Annotated in this window: 20 protein-coding genes and 1 pseudogene; 15 read left to right on the forward strand and 6 right to left on the reverse strand. The window is 53.8% G+C overall.

What is annotated here, in order from left to right:
* Window positions 1–54 precede the first annotated feature (54 nt).
* The 7 genes from XYCOK13_RS18615 (at window position 55) to XYCOK13_RS18645 (ending at window position 5,780) form a co-directional block, all read left to right on the forward strand.
* Window positions 55–930 (forward strand): STAS domain-containing protein, encoded by an 876-nt coding sequence (locus tag XYCOK13_RS18615; protein WP_213413745.1) that lies wholly within the window; start codon window positions 55–57, stop codon window positions 928–930.
* A gap of 16 nt (window positions 931–946) precedes the next feature.
* Window positions 947–1,324, forward strand: coding sequence for an STAS domain-containing protein (locus tag XYCOK13_RS18620; RefSeq protein ID WP_213413746.1), 378 nt, complete (start codon window positions 947–949; stop codon window positions 1,322–1,324).
* Window positions 1,317–1,718: an anti-sigma regulatory factor gene (locus XYCOK13_RS18625; protein ID WP_213413747.1), complete on the forward strand. Its 402-nt coding sequence runs from the start codon at window positions 1,317–1,319 to the stop codon at window positions 1,716–1,718. Before XYCOK13_RS18620 ends, XYCOK13_RS18625 begins: the two co-directional genes overlap by 8 nt.
* A 57-nt stretch (window positions 1,719–1,775) precedes the next feature.
* Complete coding sequence (locus XYCOK13_RS18630) at window positions 1,776–2,369, forward strand: SpoIIE family protein phosphatase (protein WP_213413748.1); 594 nt, start codon at window positions 1,776–1,778, stop codon at window positions 2,367–2,369.
* Window positions 2,362–3,774 (forward strand): ATP-binding protein, encoded by a 1,413-nt coding sequence (locus XYCOK13_RS18635; RefSeq protein WP_244865262.1) that lies wholly within the window; start codon window positions 2,362–2,364, stop codon window positions 3,772–3,774. The genes XYCOK13_RS18630 and XYCOK13_RS18635 overlap by 8 nt, the downstream gene beginning before the upstream one ends.
* A gap of 64 nt (window positions 3,775–3,838) precedes the next feature.
* Entirely contained in the window at window positions 3,839–5,092 is a 1,254-nt protein-coding gene (locus tag XYCOK13_RS18640) for an MFS transporter (protein ID WP_213413749.1), read from the forward strand.
* A gap of 94 nt (window positions 5,093–5,186) precedes the next feature.
* Window positions 5,187–5,780, forward strand: coding sequence for a sulfite oxidase-like oxidoreductase (locus XYCOK13_RS18645; RefSeq protein ID WP_213413750.1), 594 nt, complete (start codon window positions 5,187–5,189; stop codon window positions 5,778–5,780).
* A gap of 77 nt (window positions 5,781–5,857) precedes the next feature.
* Here the strand turns inward: XYCOK13_RS18645 and XYCOK13_RS18650 are convergent, their stop codons facing one another.
* From XYCOK13_RS18650 to XYCOK13_RS18665, 4 genes are all read right to left on the reverse strand, one after another.
* Window positions 5,858–6,175, reverse strand: a complete 318-nt coding sequence (locus XYCOK13_RS18650; protein WP_213413751.1) for a hypothetical protein — start codon at window positions 6,173–6,175, stop codon at window positions 5,858–5,860.
* Window positions 6,176–6,290: 115 nt separating this feature from the next.
* The gene (locus tag XYCOK13_RS18655; RefSeq protein ID WP_280520918.1) at window positions 6,291–8,063 is read right to left on the reverse strand and encodes an ABC transporter ATP-binding protein; all 1,773 of its coding nucleotides are present in this window, start codon (window positions 8,061–8,063) and stop codon (window positions 6,291–6,293) included.
* Window positions 8,064–8,161: 98 nt separating this feature from the next.
* The gene (locus tag XYCOK13_RS18660) at window positions 8,162–8,962 is read right to left on the reverse strand and encodes a DUF2935 domain-containing protein (RefSeq protein ID WP_213413752.1); all 801 of its coding nucleotides are present in this window, start codon (window positions 8,960–8,962) and stop codon (window positions 8,162–8,164) included.
* Between the two features lie 64 nt (window positions 8,963–9,026).
* Complete coding sequence (locus tag XYCOK13_RS18665; RefSeq protein ID WP_213413753.1) at window positions 9,027–9,791, reverse strand: YheC/YheD family protein; 765 nt, start codon at window positions 9,789–9,791, stop codon at window positions 9,027–9,029.
* A 161-nt stretch (window positions 9,792–9,952) separates the two neighbouring features.
* Between XYCOK13_RS18665 and pxpB the strand changes: the two genes are divergently transcribed.
* The 6 genes and pseudogenes from pxpB to XYCOK13_RS18695 all read left to right on the forward strand — a co-directional run bounded on the left by pxpB (window position 9,953) and on the right by XYCOK13_RS18695 (window position 14,042).
* Window positions 9,953–10,690: a 5-oxoprolinase subunit PxpB gene (gene pxpB / locus XYCOK13_RS18670; protein WP_213413754.1), complete on the forward strand. Its 738-nt coding sequence runs from the start codon at window positions 9,953–9,955 to the stop codon at window positions 10,688–10,690.
* Window positions 10,680–11,678 carry a 5-oxoprolinase subunit C family protein gene (locus tag XYCOK13_RS18675; RefSeq protein ID WP_213413755.1) on the forward strand — a complete coding sequence of 333 codons (999 nt, stop codon included), beginning with the start codon at window positions 10,680–10,682 and terminating at the stop codon, window positions 11,676–11,678. Before pxpB ends, XYCOK13_RS18675 begins: the two co-directional genes overlap by 11 nt.
* 37 nt (window positions 11,679–11,715) lie before the next feature.
* Window positions 11,716–12,514, forward strand: a pseudogene (locus tag XYCOK13_RS18680) (LamB/YcsF family protein).
* Between the two features lie 103 nt (window positions 12,515–12,617).
* Window positions 12,618–12,845, forward strand: coding sequence for a hypothetical protein (locus XYCOK13_RS18685; protein WP_213413756.1), 228 nt, complete (start codon window positions 12,618–12,620; stop codon window positions 12,843–12,845).
* Between the two features lie 598 nt (window positions 12,846–13,443).
* Window positions 13,444–13,830, forward strand: a complete 387-nt coding sequence (locus tag XYCOK13_RS18690; RefSeq protein WP_213413757.1) for a DUF2203 domain-containing protein — start codon at window positions 13,444–13,446, stop codon at window positions 13,828–13,830.
* A gap of 110 nt (window positions 13,831–13,940) precedes the next feature.
* Entirely contained in the window at window positions 13,941–14,042 is a 102-nt protein-coding gene (locus XYCOK13_RS18695) for a YjcZ family sporulation protein (RefSeq protein WP_213413758.1), read from the forward strand.
* 119 nt (window positions 14,043–14,161) lie between these two features.
* On the opposite strand, the gene XYCOK13_RS18700 is transcribed toward XYCOK13_RS18695, so the two are convergent.
* Together XYCOK13_RS18700 and XYCOK13_RS18705 are read right to left on the reverse strand one after the other, a co-directional pair.
* Entirely contained in the window at window positions 14,162–14,575 is a 414-nt protein-coding gene (locus XYCOK13_RS18700; RefSeq protein ID WP_213413759.1) for a hypothetical protein, read from the reverse strand.
* Between the two features lie 229 nt (window positions 14,576–14,804).
* Window positions 14,805–15,728 carry an aldo/keto reductase gene (locus tag XYCOK13_RS18705; protein ID WP_213413760.1) on the reverse strand — a complete coding sequence of 308 codons (924 nt, stop codon included), beginning with the start codon at window positions 15,726–15,728 and terminating at the stop codon, window positions 14,805–14,807.
* Window positions 15,729–15,759: 31 nt separating this feature from the next.
* Here XYCOK13_RS18705 and XYCOK13_RS18710 point away from each other — a divergent pair, with 31 nt between their 5' ends.
* Both XYCOK13_RS18710 and pheS read left to right on the forward strand, forming a co-directional pair.
* Complete coding sequence (locus tag XYCOK13_RS18710) at window positions 15,760–15,981, forward strand: hypothetical protein (protein WP_213413761.1); 222 nt, start codon at window positions 15,760–15,762, stop codon at window positions 15,979–15,981.
* Between the two features lie 414 nt (window positions 15,982–16,395).
* Complete coding sequence (gene pheS / locus XYCOK13_RS18715; protein WP_213413762.1) at window positions 16,396–17,430, forward strand: phenylalanine--tRNA ligase subunit alpha; 1,035 nt, start codon at window positions 16,396–16,398, stop codon at window positions 17,428–17,430.
* Window positions 17,431–17,496 lie beyond the last annotated feature (66 nt).

The following is a 17,496-nucleotide window of genomic DNA, read 5'->3' on the forward strand; positions in this document are numbered from 1 at the left end:
TTTAGGAGTCAGGCATTCCTAGCATTATAGATTTTCATATTAATGGAGGTTATCATGTCAGCAAGCTTGGACGAACTGAAGCATCTGTTGGACAACCAGGACGAGATTTTGGACTCGTGGATGGGCAGACTCGAAGAAGAACGGAACGAATGGTTGGAGCATATGAGTGTTGTCCAACTGCGTCAGAAAAGTCAAGTATTCCTGCAGGAGATTAGTGAGCTGATCTTGACAGGCAATACACATTACAAGGTCGAGGATCGGCCTGTTCTGGAAGCGCAGCTGAAAGAGTTTACGACGGAAGCCGCACATTTCGGCATGAGAGCAAGCGCATTTTATCCGTATGTGTCTAGCTTGAAATATATTCTGATCCATAAGCTGATTACGCAGCTGAGCAGCACGCCGCAATTGCTTCCCGATGCGTTCAGCGCTATGTACCGCGTATTGACGACGCCTTACGAGTATTTCATAAGCAGCTATATCTCCAAACGCGAGAACATTATCTACTCCCAGGCCAGAGCGATTGCCGAGCTGTCCACACCGGTTATCCAAATTTGGAACGACGTTGTGGCCATGCCGCTTATTGGTGAGATTGACACGTCGCGCGCGAAGGAAATCATGGAGAATTTGCTGAATGCCATCCTGGACACGAAAGCGACATATGTACTGCTGGACATTACCGGTGTTCCGATTGTTGATACAGGCGTTGCGGAAAGCCTCATTAAAACTGTGGAGGCTGCGCGCCTGCTTGGGGCTCACTGCGTATTGACGGGCATACGGCCAGAGGTCGCGCAGACATTGGTCATGCTTGGCGTTGACTTGGGCAGCATCGAAACAAAGGCAGACTTCCGCAATGGTTTGGCCTACATATTGGAGATGATGGAAACCTCTTCGGCACGCTCATTTGCCTCGAAGATGGGCCACTCATCATGAAGAGAGGAACACGCGTATGCAAAATCAGGTGCCAATCCTGCAGCTGGGAGATATGCTCATTGTTACCATAAAGCCTGATCTCACCGACGATGAGGCAGTCAGGTTAAAGGATGATATCCTGCAACAGATCAAGAAGAACAATATATATGGGGTTATACTGGATATCTCGGTTGTTGATTTGATTGACAGTTATATGGGAAGGATTCTGAGCGAAATATCGGAGATGTCCCGTTTAATGGGAGCGAAAACGGTTATAACCGGCATGAGTCCGTACGTGGCTATATCCATGGTCGAATTTGGCCTCAATTTCCGCAGCATTCAGACCGCCTTGACTGTTGAGAAAGGAATGGAATGGTTAAGCATTTCCAGAACGATGGGAGTTAGCCATGGTTGAGAAAATTCAGATACTCCAGGAACAAGACGCCATAGTCGCCCGACAAAGGGGGCGCGACTTGGCCAAACAACTGGGTTTCTCATTAGTAGATCAAACCCGGATCGCCATCAGTATATCTGAATTGGCTCGCAATATGCTCATATACGCTGGCGCGGGAGAGATTGAAATACGCCAAATCGAAGCGAACGACGATTTGACCGGAATCGAAATCAGGGCCGAAGACAAGGGCCCGGGCATTACCGATTTGGAAATGGCCATGACAGATGGCTATACTTCGTCCGGCGGCCTCGGCATGGGGCTGCCTGGAACGAAGCGCTTAATGGATGACTTTGAAATCCGCAGCGAGGTCGGCAAAGGGACCTCCGTCACGATTCGCAAATGGCTCTCCACCTAATCGTGCAGGCCCGAAAACCTGAAATGTCAGGGGAGAATAGTTATACATATCGCAGTATTGAAGCATCCGTTCCTGCATCAAGGAGGGGACGGTTATGTCATACACGAACATTCTGGCCATCAGCTGTCCATTGCCGTCTTTGACGGTCTGGGGCATGGCGAACGGGCAGTTTGTGCCGCAGAAGCCTTTCGAGACATATGCATGAACGCTCCTAGTTACGAACCCCATAGGCTGCTCGCATTCGCCCACCCCCATATGCGCAGAACAGCCGGGGCTGCTTGCATGGTGGTGAATTTGGATAGAAAAAAGCGTACAGCCAGTTATGCGGGAATCGGAAATATTTCCATGTTCTTCGGCAATCAGGATCAGATGAAATGGAGAACAGGAAATTCCGGCATATTGGGATACAGACAAATTCACATTCGGGAAATGAGCTTTCCCTGGGAGGACGGGGATGTGCTCATATTGCATACAGACGGACTGCGCAAAGAGGGGATGAAGCATTTGCTGCATCATAATCGCTCGCCTTCCGAACTTGCGAAGGTCATCTGTGAGCATCAGTATTCCGGTCAGGATGATGCGCTGGTGCTAGTCTGCTCCGTGCATGCGCAGCGGGCAGTAAAGGTTGAGGAGGAGACGATCCGTGCATGACATTCAACGGGAATATCTCATGCAGCTGTCGGCGTATATGCAAAATGAAAATGAATCATACCTGGACAGCGCTGCCCAGTTAGGAAAGCAGCTGCAGGGAATGAAGCCGGAAGAGATGCTCTCTCTTCATGTGGAATGCATGAAAATCATTATTGCCAACTCGGACCCGGCTGAAGCTGTCCACTTGTATCCGGTATCTTTTGTATTTCTGATGGAAGCCATGGTCAGTTACCGCATGGCTCCGGTAGACAACAATGAGCAGCAAAAAATGTTCGAGGAAATGCGCCGACTGATCTTCAAGTCCCAGCATTCGGTCCAAAGCGTGAAGAACAAGTATGAGAATATCATGCAGCACATGGACAGCGGGATTGCCATTTTCGATCGGAACGGCTATCTCTCCTTTGTCAATATCGAAATGAGCAAGCTGCTTAAGATTCCCCGCCGATTGCTCGTCGGATGCAACCTGAAATCCCTGCTGCTGCATCCCGGACTGAAGCGCAGCACAAGGAAGATGATCCTGGACGTTTACAAGCACATGTGGCATAATCGTCTGCCATTTCATGAGATTATGTCACCAGAGGGCGCTCACCTGCTCGTCTCTGCCACATATGGCGAAGAACTAAACGGGGACATGCTGATCAGTGTCAAGGATGTAACCGAATTCAAGCGCATCGAGCAGACGGCATATCAGAATGACAAGCTGGCTATGTTGGGCAAGATCTCCGCTGCGATTGCGCATGAGATCCGCAATCCGCTTACTTCGATTCGCGGCTTCATCCAGCTGCTGCACAAAGATTTGGTCAAGCTGAATAAACAGCAGTACGGAGACATCATCTTATCGGAAATTGACAGAGCGAATAATATCATACATGAATTCCTCAATTCTTCCAAGCCGACGTCGCCAGTTAAACAAGACGTTACCGTCAACTCGCTGCTTCGGGAGATTGTGCTGCTCTCTGAGAGCGAAGCCATGCTGAAGGGCTGTATCTTGGAAAATGTACCCAGCCGACACGATCTTCACCTCTGGGTTGATGTCAAGCAAATCAAACAGGTGCTGCTGAATATTGTGAAGAATGCGCTTGACGCCATTTCATACAATATTGGCAAGCCCGGCAAAATTAAAATCCAATCCAGAGCAAGCGACCAGGCGGCGATCATCAGTATTAAAGACAACGGGCCAGGCATGGATCAGAAGACCCTGGCCAAGCTGTTTGAACCTTTCTTCACGACGAAAGAAAGCGGGACAGGGCTAGGGCTGTCCGTTTGTTACCGGATTATCCGCAATCACGGCGGCGCGATTCACGTCACAAGCAGCTTGGGAGAGGGAACGGAATTTATCATCAAGCTCCCCATGAAAGAATCGGCGCCGATACAGGAAAAACATCGTAAAGTTTTCGTACAATAACCGTATTGACTTCCCCTTCGCCGCAAGTAAGATTAAGTTATCTTACAGCGAAGGATGAAGCCTCATGGAGCTCGAACAGCTATGGGAAAAGCCCAAACGCAAGCCGTCCGCCTATCGGCGAAGCTTGCGAACAGCGACGATTGAAGGTTTTCCCGCATTATTGATTCAAAATTTGATTGGCGGTCCTTTTCTGACCGCCTACTTGCTGTATTTAGGTGCGGGACCTGCACAGGTCGGCATCGTGATGGCCATACCGCCTTTGGCGAACGTGATTCAGGTACTTGTCGCACTCTATATGGATCGCTTCGCCAACAGGCGTTTTTTCTTGGCGCTGTCGGGCGGACTTCATCGCTTGCTTTGGGTGTTGACCGGATTGATTCCCCTTTGGCTGCCTGCCGGGCTGGCAGTGCCGGCTTATATTCTTATTTATTTATTTTCCTTTGCCAGCGCGGCCGTATCCAGTGTCATCTGGGGGTCCTTGGTTGGAGATATGGTCCCTGCCAGGGTGCGGGGGCGATATTTCGGCATTCGGAATATGCTGCTGTATGGTGCTGGCAGTGCGGCGCTGCTTATCGGCGGACAAATATTGAAACATTATCCCGGAGGGACCGGCTTCGCCGTACTCTATGCGATCAGTACTGTTTGTGTGGTTTGGAATGTGATTATGCTGTACCGGTACCCGGACTTGCCGCTTGAGCCGTCCACAGAAGCCAAACGCTTCAAGCGCATGACAAAGCCATTGCAGGACAAGCCGTTTATTGGAGCGGTACTGTTCATGACTGGCTTTGCTTTGGTGCAAAATTTGGTCGTGCCATTATTCTCCTATCTCATGCTGGATGTATTGAGCGTCAATGTGGATTTGGTTTCTATCATTACTACCATCCATGTGGTTGCCATCATGTTCGGCAATCTGTTCTGGGGCAATATGAACCGGAAATTTTCGGCACGCTTGCTGCTCTACTGGACGTTCCCCGTTTATGCGGCTGCGTGCCTGATTTGGCTGTTGATTCCGGTGCTGCCAGTTGTTGCAGTCATGCTTGTCTCCCATATTTTGCTGGGCGTTGCTTTGGCGGGGACCATGCTGCTTCAATTTAACTTTGTCATAGGCGATACTCCCAAATCGGAACGTCCGATGTATATTGCAGTATTGTCGGCGATTACAGGATTGGCAGGGTTCATTGGTCCGATTATCGGCGGAGTGCTGTTCCGGATAGTCAAGCCGCTCCCGGATTGGATAGAAGCCTACGGTGTAGTGGTGACAGCGGGGGCTGTCATGCTGCTGCTTGCTGCCGCCGGCCGACCGCTTTTCCGCAAGTGAAGATTTCCGGGAGCTGCAATGCTGTCCATCCGCAAGAGCGGATTGGCAATGGCGTGCGGGAATTATGGAAAACATAAGAGCAGGAGGGATGGACATGACGGATCAACCAAGCGAACGGGACCGTGCGAATCGTGTCCCGCCGGGTCAAACGTTGACAGAAAGCTTTCCAGTACTGCATTACGGGGACATCCCGTACTACAACGATATGAGCAAGTGGGACTTGCGTATTTTCGGGCTGGTGGAACAAGAGGTCGTCATCGCTTACAAGGAATTTATGGCTCTTCCCAGACGGGAATTTCACAATGACATTCATTGCGTAACGACCTGGTCCAGGCTGGACAACGTGTGGGAGGGTGTCGCGGTCTCGGAAATCATGAAGAAAGTCGCGCTGCGGAACGGGGCGACGCACGTGATGCTGCACGCGGAGCACGGCTGGACGACCAACTTGCCGCTGTCCGATTTTCTGCGGGATACCACTCTGCTGGCCGTCAAGCATAATGGCGAGATATTGAGCCCCGAGCACGGCTATCCCGTGCGGGCTGTCGTGCCGCATTTGTATTTTTGGAAAAGCGCCAAGTGGCTGCGGGGAATTGAGTTTATGGCCAAGGACAAACCGGGCTTCTGGGAAATGAACGGTTATCATATGTATGGTGATCCGTGGAAGGAAGAGCGGTATGATTTTGATTAAGATTTAAATCATAACAGACTTGTGAAACAGCGGTCTCCTCGGGCATATCCCTCTGGAGAGCCGCTGTTTGGCATTGCTTACTTTTTGCAAGTTTTGGCCAGTGGAGCTACAGGCCATACGCGGCAAATGATCACAAGCAAGACGAACAAAACCAGAATGACGCTGACGGGCGCAGGTCGCTTTGCCGCTAGGGCCGGGTAGGCTGGCGTACAGCCGATTGATTTCGGATAAGTGAAAGCCGGTGCTGCAGCCTTGGCATGCATGGCGGGCGCGGTCAAAGCAGGCAAATTGCTGGCGGCGGCGCTATGAGCCAGATTCGGTGCTGCATTGACCAGCGATCCGGGATGCTTGATATAATCGGCCGGAACAGCCTGCGTGGGGAACATCGATTCCAACAATATCTCCTCCTCAAGCTTTAATAGGCAATCTGTCCCTTTATTGTATTGCCGCGACGGCCGAGCGGTATAGGCCTGCGCCTGAGGAAGCGTCAAATAGGCGAATGGCGGCGAGTCAGGTTGTCGGAAGCGGTTTGTGCTGCTCCAGCTTCTGAATGTTGTACAACTTTGCATATGCCCCATTGCTGCGCATCAATTGTTCATGGCGTCCCTTCTCCACGATGCGTCCGTGCTCCATGACGACGATTTGATCCGCATGGGTGATGGTTGACAGCCGGTGCGCCACAATAAGCGTGGTGCGGTCCTGCGCCAGCTCGGCGAGCGCATGCTGGATAAGCGATTCGGATTCAAGATCAAGCGCGGATGTAGCCTCATCCAGGATCAGCACAGCAGGGTTCTTCAGAAATACGCGGGCGATGGCAATGCGCTGCTTTTGTCCGCCAGACAGCTTCACACCGCGCTCCCCGATTTCCGTGTCATACCCGTGCGGCAGCTGTTCAATGAAATGGTGGGCGTTTGCGGCCTGTGCTGCTGCGATGACTTCCTCGTCTGTTGCTTCCGGCCGGCCCAGCAGAATGTTTTCCTTCACGGAGCCGCTGAACAGGATATTGTCCTGCAGCACCATGCCGATCTGTTGACGCAGGCTTTGTTGCGTCACAGTGCGAATGTCTTGTCCGTCGAAGGCGATTTTTCCTTTCTGGATGTCGAAAAAGCGGGGGATCAGCCCGACCAGCGAGGATTTGCCGCCGCCGCTCATGCCCACGATGGCTGTAGTCCTGCCGGCTGGAATAGTCAAATCCACATGTTCGAGCGCCCAATCGCCGTTGTCGTGGTAGCGGAACGAAACATCGTGAAAGCGGATTTCACCGCCGCGGACTTGCAAAGGCTTTGCCGACGGCTGATCTGTGATGTCATACGGTTCATTCATGAACTCCACAACTCGCTCCAACGAAGCGGTTGCCTGGGTAAGGGCGGTAGAGGAATTGACAAGCCGGCGCAAAGGGTTATAAAGACGATCCAGGATTACGAAGAATGCTGTGAAGGCCCCGACTGACAGGTCCCCTTGGACGGTCTGGTAACCGCCATACCCGATGACAATCAACGGCGCGATATCGGTCAGTGTATTGATGATGGAGAAGGTCAGGGCATTCCAGCGGGTATGGGTCATCGCCTTGCGCAAAAAATGGCTGTTGCGGTTTTGAAACCGACCGCGTTCATGGGCTTCCAGCGTAAAGCTGCGGATAACCGGAATTCCCTGCATACGTTCATGCAAATACCCTTGGATCTCGGCCAGCGCTTGCGAGCGGTCCTTGGTCAATTGCTTTAAGCGCTTGTACAAAAATTTTACGGCCAGGCCGTAAAGCGGAAAGATGGCAATGGCCGCCAAGGTCAGTGTCGGATTCAAGTAGAACATAAGGCCGAGGGCCAGCGTTAAGGTGAACATATCGAGCCATACATTCATTAGACCAATTTCTACGAGATTGCGTGTCTGCTCCACGTCGTTCATGAAGCGTGAAGTGATTTCACCGGCTTTGCGATTTTGGAAATATGAAATGGACAGCTTCTGGACATGGTCGTACAACCGGTTGCGCATGTCAAACAGAATGCGGCTCGATGTCCACTGCGCGAAATACTGGCGTCCGAATTCGACAGGACCCCGCACGACAACGAACAGCAGGAGCGCGCCGGCCATGAGCATGCCGAGCTGTTGAAGCTTATCCTCCGAGGACATGGCGTCATTGAGCAGCAGGTCATCCACCACGTATTTAATCATAAAAGGCAATAAAAAAGGGATGCCGAACTTGAGAATGCCTATCGCTACCGTTGCGGCAATTTGCCAACGGTAAGGCTTGACGATGCGAAAGTAGGTTTTCCATATGTGATTCATGCCGTCGCCTCCTACCCAACATATTACCAGATAGGAGGAGGTTATGCGCTTGTCAGTTTTCGTATGCAGATCCGCGGGTACGCTGGGAGCAGCTCGGGCTAGCCTGGAAAAGAATTGCGCTCCGCGTGCATGTACGCAGACAGCCTGTTCAAGAAATGCCGGACCTCATGCTGAACGTGCAGGAGGTGTTGGAGCGAGCAGCTGTTCGTTACGCGGCCTTCGCGATGCAACCGGGTCAGATGTGCCGAAAAATCGGCGCATTGCTGCGCAGCTTGCGAGACTTCTTCCATAAAGCTGCGCTGCAGCGGGAACCCTTCCGGGGTAAAGCGCAAGTAGCCGCGGATGGCTGCGTTTTTCAGCAGTTGCGCTTGAAGCTGCCGCTTGATGAGGGATGCCTGCTGCGCAAGCGCATGCTCGGTCTCGTCCAAGGCGCGATGGAGCCTGGATGCTGCGCCCAGCAAGCTTTCCAACCAGAGGCCGGTCAAATCCGCCAAAGGCAAATGCGGGGCGCTTTCGCCGCGGGACCAGTAATAGAGCAGCCTGAGATATTCCTGATTTTCATTCAAGCTGCTGTTTAAGCTGGAAGGAGTAAGCTGCAGCTCTACCTGATTATGGAGACGAAGATGCTGCATGCGTCCCTCAAAGCGAAAGTAGCCATACGCCGCTGCCTGCGCCCGGTGCGCAAACTCGACAGCTTCGCCCTGATCCTCCTGCTGCTTGCTGCGCATCCACTGCGCTTCCTCTAACAACTGCTCGAAGTGCATTCTGTACTGTTCGGCTAATTCCAGCCAAGTATCCTCACCCGGGGACAGATGATCCCGAATCAAGCAGGCGTGATCCCGGAGATTGGCCAGCCAAAAATGGTGTTCTTCCGAAATCGACATGTGCAGTGCAGTCATGTGCGGCACTCCTCCCGTTCTAGGCTCATATACCTTACTATATGCGCCCAGAGCAGGAGCGTGATTATTGGCTGACGCGAAGCAGCTGTACGGTTCTGTGAATTTTCTTATATAGCTGGCTGCTCTCATGGTGGCGAAACAATTCATACTGCGGTTTGGAATTCGCCTCCAGCACCCAGATGTTCTGCTTGCGGTCAATCGCGATATCCAAACCCAGTTCAGTCAACAGGGGGTAGCTCTTGTTCAGCACTTTGGCGGACTGCAGTCCGAGCGAGGTCAGATTTTTCTCCAGTTTGTCAATTTGCTTCTCCTCCCAGGCCCCTGCCCTTTTGCATGCATCCTTGAACTGGATCGGCGTACCGCCGCTGCAGCGATTTGTGATGTGGAGATTTCTGGCAGCCAGCTTCCCCATTGTCCCCATATAAGTCCAGCTTCCATCCTGCTTCAGCAGCAGAATCCTGAAGTCAATCGGCCTATTGTCCAACTGGATCATGTCGATGCCTTGCTGAATCAGATAGTGCTTGCCCGATCCAATCTGCCTGGCCATCGTTCGAGTCAGGTGCGGGAAGTGGAAACACAATTTCTTCCCTTTGCCGCTTTGCAGCAAGTAAGTCCCGTTCGGCCGGCAGGTAATGCGCATAACACCGCGGCCGCCGCCGCCGAAGTTCGGTTTGGCGTATACTGTAGGGAAACGTTCCAAAAACGACTTTAAGGTAGCCTTGGTCAACTTGGCGGTATGAGGCAGGTAAGGGCGCAGCTCGGAGTCTTTGGCCATGATCAAGTATTTATTCCATTTGCTGGCCGGGTAGGCCACCATGCGATTACTCATGCAATCACCCTTTATTCATAAAGTAAGCGTAGTCCCTTGCAAAAAAAACCAGTAATCCGGTAACGGACGACTGCCCTTTCAATATATTCGCCGTTGCCAAAATGGTGAAGGGTCGTACATCATGGTACAATGAAAAAAATGACGCGGGAGGGGAGTGCCCGTTGAAAAAACCGATATTGGAGCCGCTGGGCGATCAGGCAATGCTCGTGACACTTGGGGATGCGGGAGACAGGGAAGCTGCCGTCGCGGCAGCCTCCTTTTCCAAAGCAGTGATGGAGATGGCTTGGCCAGGCTTGCTGGAATGTGTGCCGGCTTATGCGTCGTTTGCTGTTTATTACGATCCGGCGGCGGTGATTGCCGGGAGCGGGATAAGAGCCGCCGCTTCCATGCGGGTTTCTGCTTACGCGCTTGTCCAAGCGCGCATCTTGTCAGCATGGGAAGGGTTTCGCGGCACCGGCCGAGCATCCGGCAAGCTCGTGGTGATTCCCGTCAAGTACGGCGATGAGGAAGGTCCGGACTTGCAGGAAGTTGCGCGCAGCACAGGGTTGAGCGTGGAGGAGGTCGTGCAGCTGCACGCTTCGCGGGAATACACGGTTCAAGCGATTGGCTTTGCTCCGGGCTTCCCCTATATGAGCGGGTTGGACCCGCTGCTGGCGGTTCCGCGCAAGGATACGCCAAGGACGAGGGTCGCTGCAGGCAGCATCGGCATAGCGGGACTGCAGACAGGGATTTATCCGATTGCTTCGCCCGGGGGCTGGAACATTATCGGCCGAACCCCGCGCGCGCTATTTCACTTAGAGCGGCGGCCTCCTGCATTGCTGGAACCCGGCGACCGGGTCAGGTTTGAGCCTGTAGATCAGCGTGAATGCAGCCTGGAGGAGGAGAAGCATGGCGGTTAAAGTGATCAAGCCCGGACTGCATACAACGGTTCAGGATGGCGGCCGATGGGGATATCAGCGCTACGGCGTATCCGTCAGCGGGCCGATGGACAGCTTCGCGCAGCGGGCAGCGAACATTCTGGTCGGCAATGACGATGGCGAAGCCGTGCTGGAAGCGACCCTGCTTGGTCCCGAGCTTTGCCTGACTCAGCCATGCTGGGTCGCGCTGTGCGGGGCCGACATGCGACCGCTTGCAGGGGGCAAGCCGATTCCCATGTGGAGGCCGGTATATCTTCCGGCTGATACTGTATTGGCACTCGGCAGGGCAGCCGCTGGCTGCCGCACCTATATCGCGTTCGCGGGCGGACTGCAGCTGCCGCATGTGCTCGGCAGTCGGAGTACGCACACTCGCTCGGGTCTCGGCGGACTGCGTGGGAGCACGCTTGCGGAAGGCGATGAGCTTGCGATCGGCCTGTCAGACCCGCAATTGCTTCCGATATTGCCCGCGCAGCCTGTTGAAGCGGCATCCGTTCCCTGGTCTGTCAGTCCTTCCATCTGCCCGGACTACGCGGACAGCGCGGTAGTGCGGACAATAGACGCTCCGGAGACAAGCTGGTACGCCGCAGGTGCTTTGGAACGCTTCTACGGACAGACGTATACCGTTGCACCGGACAGCGATCGGATGGGAATCAGGCTTGCAGGAGCGCAGCACGGCATGCATCCGCTGCATGCCGGAACGATGCACTCATCGCCGGTTACTTGCGGCACGGTGCAGCTGCCTCCGGACGGCAAGCCGATTGTGCTTGCCGCAGATCGCCAGACTACCGGAGGATATCCGCGCATTGCTCAAGTGATTTCATCGGATATGCCGATTTTGGCACAGCTGCGCCCGGGCGACGAGCTGCGCTTTCATCGCATCTCGCATGCGGCTGCAGAACAGCTAGGCCAGGAACGCGAGCATGCGCTGACTATGCTTCGAACGGCCGTTCGATTAGCTGGGAAAAGGTAAACCATACATGCAAGGAAGCAAAGGAGCTGCATACGTTATGGAAGCTTGCATTGATTTGAATGCGGATGTGGGGGAGAGCTTCGGCGCCTATCGAATCGGTGATGATGAACGGCTGCTGGATTTCGTCACATCGGCCAATATCGCATGCGGGTTTCACGCAGGCGATCCGAAGGTAATGAGAGCAACGGTGAAGCTGTGTGTCGCCAAAGGTGTGGCGATTGGCGCTCATCCGGGGCTTCCCGATTTGGCTGGCTTTGGCAGACGGGCTATTTCCGTCACTGCGCCGGAAGTGTATGAGATGACAGTCTATCAAGTGGGCGCGCTGGAAGCTTTCACTCGGGCGGAAGGCGGACAGCTTCGCCATGTGAAGGCGCATGGCGCGCTTTATCATATGATTGCAGCGAACGAGGAGCTTGCGGCAGCCTTTGTCCAGGCCATTAAGGATGTTCACGGGAGCCTCATCGTATACGGACCTCCCGAAGGCCTGCTGCAGTCCGCGGCTGCAGCAGGGGGGGCTTCCCTATGCCAGAGAAGCTTTCGCCGACCGGGTCTACGACATGGATGGACAATTGTTGCCCCGCTCCATGCCCGGTTCCGTATGGACGGACAAGGAGCAGATGGTGGACCAGGTCTCGGCGATTGTGCAAGAAGGCTATGTGCAGGCACGGGCAAGGGATGGCTCGGGCACAGGCCGGCTGCCGCTTCAGGCAGACACGATATGCCTGCATGGAGACGGCGAACGCGCAGTGGAAGCGGCAGCCTATTTAAGACAGGCTTTAAGTCGAAAGGGAGTGCAGGTACAAGCCCTTCATGCCGGGTTCGGCGAGACATCCTGACGCAGCCGTGGAGTAGTGGAAGTATGCCTGAGGCTGACCGAGGCAAGCACGACGGCTGATCCTCAGACAGACGACGATGCTTAAAGATAGGGGGGGGACTTCTATGTGGTTGAAATTATTGTTGCTCGCAATAGCGGTATGGATCGCCTACCGCTATGTGCAGAAGCTTCGCCGGAAACTACCCGATTGGCTGCGTGCGAGCAGACAGCAGGAGCGCTGTCCTTCATGCGGACAGTGGATGCAGCCGGCGAACGCGCCGCTCCAATGTCCGAAGTGTGGAGAAAAGCTGGGCAGAAGCCCTGACGGCAGGCTCATTATTCGGGTAAACTAAGTGCAGCCGCGTTTGATTCGCGAAACAAGCGGGAATACAGAGAATATAGGTTGCTGCTTGCCTGTTCGATATTGCTGACAAAACGGCAGGAGCCTGGGACGGCAAGAGTAGCGGAGGAGCAGAAAGGGAAGCCTGCTGAATGCATCTGTAACGGTCCTGTATGCGAATGTCGAATACGCGAATAGTCGAAACTTGTGCGAAAAAACGTACAAAAGTGGTAGCAGTAGCATCAGTTTGGCAGTTTTTGTACGATAAATCATACAAGATTAACAGCTGTACGAGGCGGTATCTCATTTTTGTTCGACAAATCGTACAAAAGCTGTTGATTTACATCATGTTGGACTGCGTTTATATGAGAAATCGTACAATTTTGCCGGATGGCTTAACCATCAGCATGGAATAGACAGACTCATGCCTGTCCGATAGTGTTACAGAAGTTATATTTCCGGAAACGGCAACGTTAGCAGGGCTGTCATCGGCAAGGCCTATTGCAGTGGCTTGGCGTCAAGCCGGGCAGGTGTAAGAGCTAAGTAGTAACGAGTACAGACAAGTCTATCTTCTAGGCTAGCTTGGGAATGATAGGAGGAGTATGGCAAGGATGAAAGAGAAGAGATACTTCACATTGGAAGAAGCGAACAAGCTGCTGCCCGCCGTGCAAGTGGAATTGACAGCTCTGCAAGCTGTACAAGCGCGATACGCTGAGCTTTATCGTTCGCATGCCAAGCTGCGGCGGGACAACGCGCCGGATGAGGTGCTGTTCGGCATGGAGAGCGAAATGGATTTTCTGCAGCTGCAAGCAAAGCTGAACATTGACAATATCACTAGAACAGGAGCGGAATTGAAAGATATCGAAACGGGCCTGATTGATTTCCCAGCGAAAAAAGACGGAGAGGACATCCTCCTATGCTGGAAGCAAGGGGAGAAGGAAATTTCGCATTACCACGGGCTGAACGACGGGTTCCGGGGACGCAGACCGATTGGGTAAGGGAGGCGGTATTAGGGCTCTATGATTTGCGCCTATCGGGCAGCCGTCCATACCGCGCTCAGCATTCGCGCATAGAATGGGGGCAATAGGCGAGCAAAGGAGGCATAACCATGGGCATTGCAGGAGGATACGGAACAGCTTGGTTGTTCACGAGCACGGCGATGATTCTGGTTCTTTATATTTTGCTGGTGATTATTCTGCAAACATTCTGATCACATCCTTGCGCTGATACCGTCTGGGGCAGTCATGGTTCCAATCGGGCGATTGATTTCGGAGTATGTTTTTGTCTGAACACGCTGCCCCGGACGGCTTGCCAGCGGACTGCTTTTCGTTACAGCAAGGATATGACAAGCAGTTCGTAAAGGACGAGCGGCAGGATCGTCTGATAATACGGATTGTAGGCCGGGAAAAAGCCTGGTGCATAGCCGAAGCCAGGTCCAAATCCTGCGCCGTATCCGGGTAAGCCCGGGTAAGCCCGGTAGTCGCCGGAAGCAGGTAAGCCTGAGTAGGCGGCAGGCGCTTGCGGCTGGTTAATGTTTGTCTGCATATAAAGGATGCCGCCCTCCAACTTGACGACGGTCCCTTCAAAAGTTTGGCCATCCATCGTCTGCACGCGCACCGGACGATTCACGATATGGCGTCCGACCGAATGGCAGTGATCGCGCATTTTGCGCACAGACTGGACAAGCGAATCGTCGGCTTGGTACACAACACGCGGCTGTTGTCCTGTTACTCCAAATTGCACAGTAGGCACCTCCACAAGAAATAGGATTCCATGTATTCTATGCGATTCACGGAAGCGGGTGCCTGCCTATGCAAAACGCCATAGCGCAGACCGCGCCGAGTTGTCTCTGCATAGAGAACAAGCCTTCTTGCTCCGGAATGGAGATAAGAAGGCTTGGTCGCTTCTAGGCGGCGATCCGCCACTAGAAAGAAGAGGTATGTGCGGTATCGCCATCCTGTATGCAAAATGATCAGGAGAGCTTCGCCGCTTGTGGATGATCGTCGCTGACATATTGCGCAGCAACTGCATTTTTCCTGACCTGCTCGGGGTTTTTGCAGCCCGGGATGACGCAAGTGACCGCATCATGTTTCAAGCACCATGCCAGTGCCCAGGTAGCCATATCCATATTTTCCGGCACTTCCTCACGCTGAATGCGCGCCACTTCCTCCAGCTTCTTGCGCGCTTCCTCGCGGTCATGGCGGCTGCGCACGTCATTCTCGGAGAAGGTGGAGTCCGGCTTGTATTTGCCGCTTAAGTAGCCGCTGGCCAGCGGTACCCGGGCCAAAACGCCCAAATCCTGGTGAATGCAGGAAGGGAATACCTCTGCCTCCGGCTGCCTTTCCAGCCGATTGTAGACAACCTGTATGGCCTTTGCATTCACTTTCGTTGCAGCATCGGTCTGATGAATGTTCTGGTTGCTGCCGATGGAGATGCCCAGGTTGCGGATTTTGCCGGCTTGCACTTGCTTGTCCAGCATCGTCCAGAGCTCGTCGTTGTCGAACATCTCGTCAGGCCCGGAGTGGAACTGATACAGATCGACGTAATCGGTCTGCAGCGATCTCAGGGAGTCTTCCAGCTGGCTGAGCACCTCCTCTGCCGACCAATGGTTGGTGCGGTCGAATTGGTCATGGAATTTATGTCCGAATTTCGTGGCGATCACCCAGTCTTCGCGTTTCTGGGAGCGAAGCCATTGACCGATGAAACGTTCCGATGTGTGGTCGCCGTAGCATTCCGCGGTGTCGATGAGGTTGATGCCTGCTTCTTTGGCGGCGTCCAGCACGGCAGCAGCTTCCTGATCCGAATACGTCAGCCCCCATTCGCCTCCAAACTGCCATGTGCCTACCCCGATAACCGATACTTGCAGGTCCGTAGACCCTAATCTGCGATATTTCATGTGCGGTATGCCTCCTTGGGAAGTGGTGTTGTTGGCCGAATACGGCGATGGCATGCGGTTGTCCATGCCTACATTCATTATACGCCCTTCTCTTCTGCGGACAAAAGGGGAGGAATTTACGGGTCTGCACGGCGGAAGACAGGAGGGCGAGGCAGGATGCGGGCGGATTCGCCTGTTTTTAATCCCGCAGCGAAAAGCCAGGCGGGCAGGCAAGCTTGCTTTGTATATGGTTTTTGCATATAATAACCTGTAATATTGTACACTTTGCCAAAACGCTTTGATGGAGACAAGTAAGCGAGAACCGGCCTACAGGGAGAGGGCGCCATGGATTGAGAACGCCCTTGGGACAACGGATCGCCGAACATTCACTCCGGAGCGGGGCTCTGAACATCCGGCGCTTGTCGGACGAGTAGGGGCATTCCGGCAGCGAGCCGTTATTTCGCATGGAGTGAGCTTGCGCTCTTTGCCCGGAGGATTGTCCGGGTCCGGCCGCTTTTCCGTTGCAACGGATGGCGGGAGGCGCATGCTAATAAGGGTGGTACCGCGGCTTCTTCGTCCCTTGGGGAGAGGAGGCCTTTTTTTATTGGCATAGCGGCATTGCCGATGGAAGGAGCCCGAGTAACGACATGCTGCACGGCAATGTTGAATTTGAACAGGAGGGAAATCGATGAGAGAAAAGCTGTTGTCTCTAAAGAACGAAGCGCTGCAGGAACTGGAGCAGGTGCAGTCGGCAGCGGAGTTGAACGAGCTTCGCGTCAAGTATTTGGGCAAGAAGGGACCACTGACTGAAATCATGCGCGGCATGGGCGCGTTGAGCGCGGAGGAGCGTCCGGTAATTGGCCAGGTGGCCAATGAAGTGCGCGGGGCAATCGAAGCGGCGGTGCAGGAGCGCCAGAATGCGTTCGACCGGGCAGAGACAGAGCGGCGACTGAAGTCGGAGCAAGTGGATGTGACGCTGCCGGGCAGAGCCCCGCAGCAGGGCGGGATGCATCCGTTGACCCGGGTAGTGCGCGAGATTGAAGATATTTTTCTTGGCATGGGCTACAAGGTAGCGGAAGGTCCGGAGATGGAACAGGACTACTACAATTTCGAGGCGCTGAATTTGCCGAAGAATCACCCGGCCCGGGATATGCAGGATTCCTTCTACGTGACGGAGGATATTTTGATGCGGACCCACACATCGCCCGTTCAGGTAAGGACGATGGAGGCAATGAAGGGTCAGCTGCCCGTCAAGATCATTTGTCCGGGCCGCGTCTATCGTCGCGACAACGATGACGCCACGCACTCCCATGTATTTACGCAAATAGAAGGTTTGGTGATCGACCGCCATATCCGATTCAGCGATTTGAAGGGGACCCTGCTGCAGTTCGCCCGGGAAATGTTCGGCCCTTCTACCAAAATTCGCACGCGGCCGAGCTTCTTCCCCTTTACGGAGCCGAGTGCGGAGGTTGATGTGTCCTGCGCCAATTGCGGCGGGGAAGGCTGCCGGGTCTGCAAGCATACAGGCTGGCTTGAAATCCTGGGCAGCGGCATGGTGCATCCGCGGGTGCTGCAAATGTCCGGGTACGATCCGAACGAAGTTTCCGGCTTTGCCTTCGGCATGGGGGTAGAACGGATCGCGATGCTGAAGTACGGAATAGACGATATCCGACATTTTTATGTCAATGATCTGCGCTTCTTGCGGCAGTTTGCAAAACACTAACACGCTGCGCGGCAGGAGAGGTCATATTGGCTCGGTCATGTATGATCGAAATAATCCGGGCTTGGA

Origin of the sequence: Xylanibacillus composti (assembly GCF_018403685.1) — a bacterium.
GTDB classification, from domain to species: Bacteria; Bacillota; Bacilli; order Paenibacillales; family K13; genus Xylanibacillus; species Xylanibacillus composti.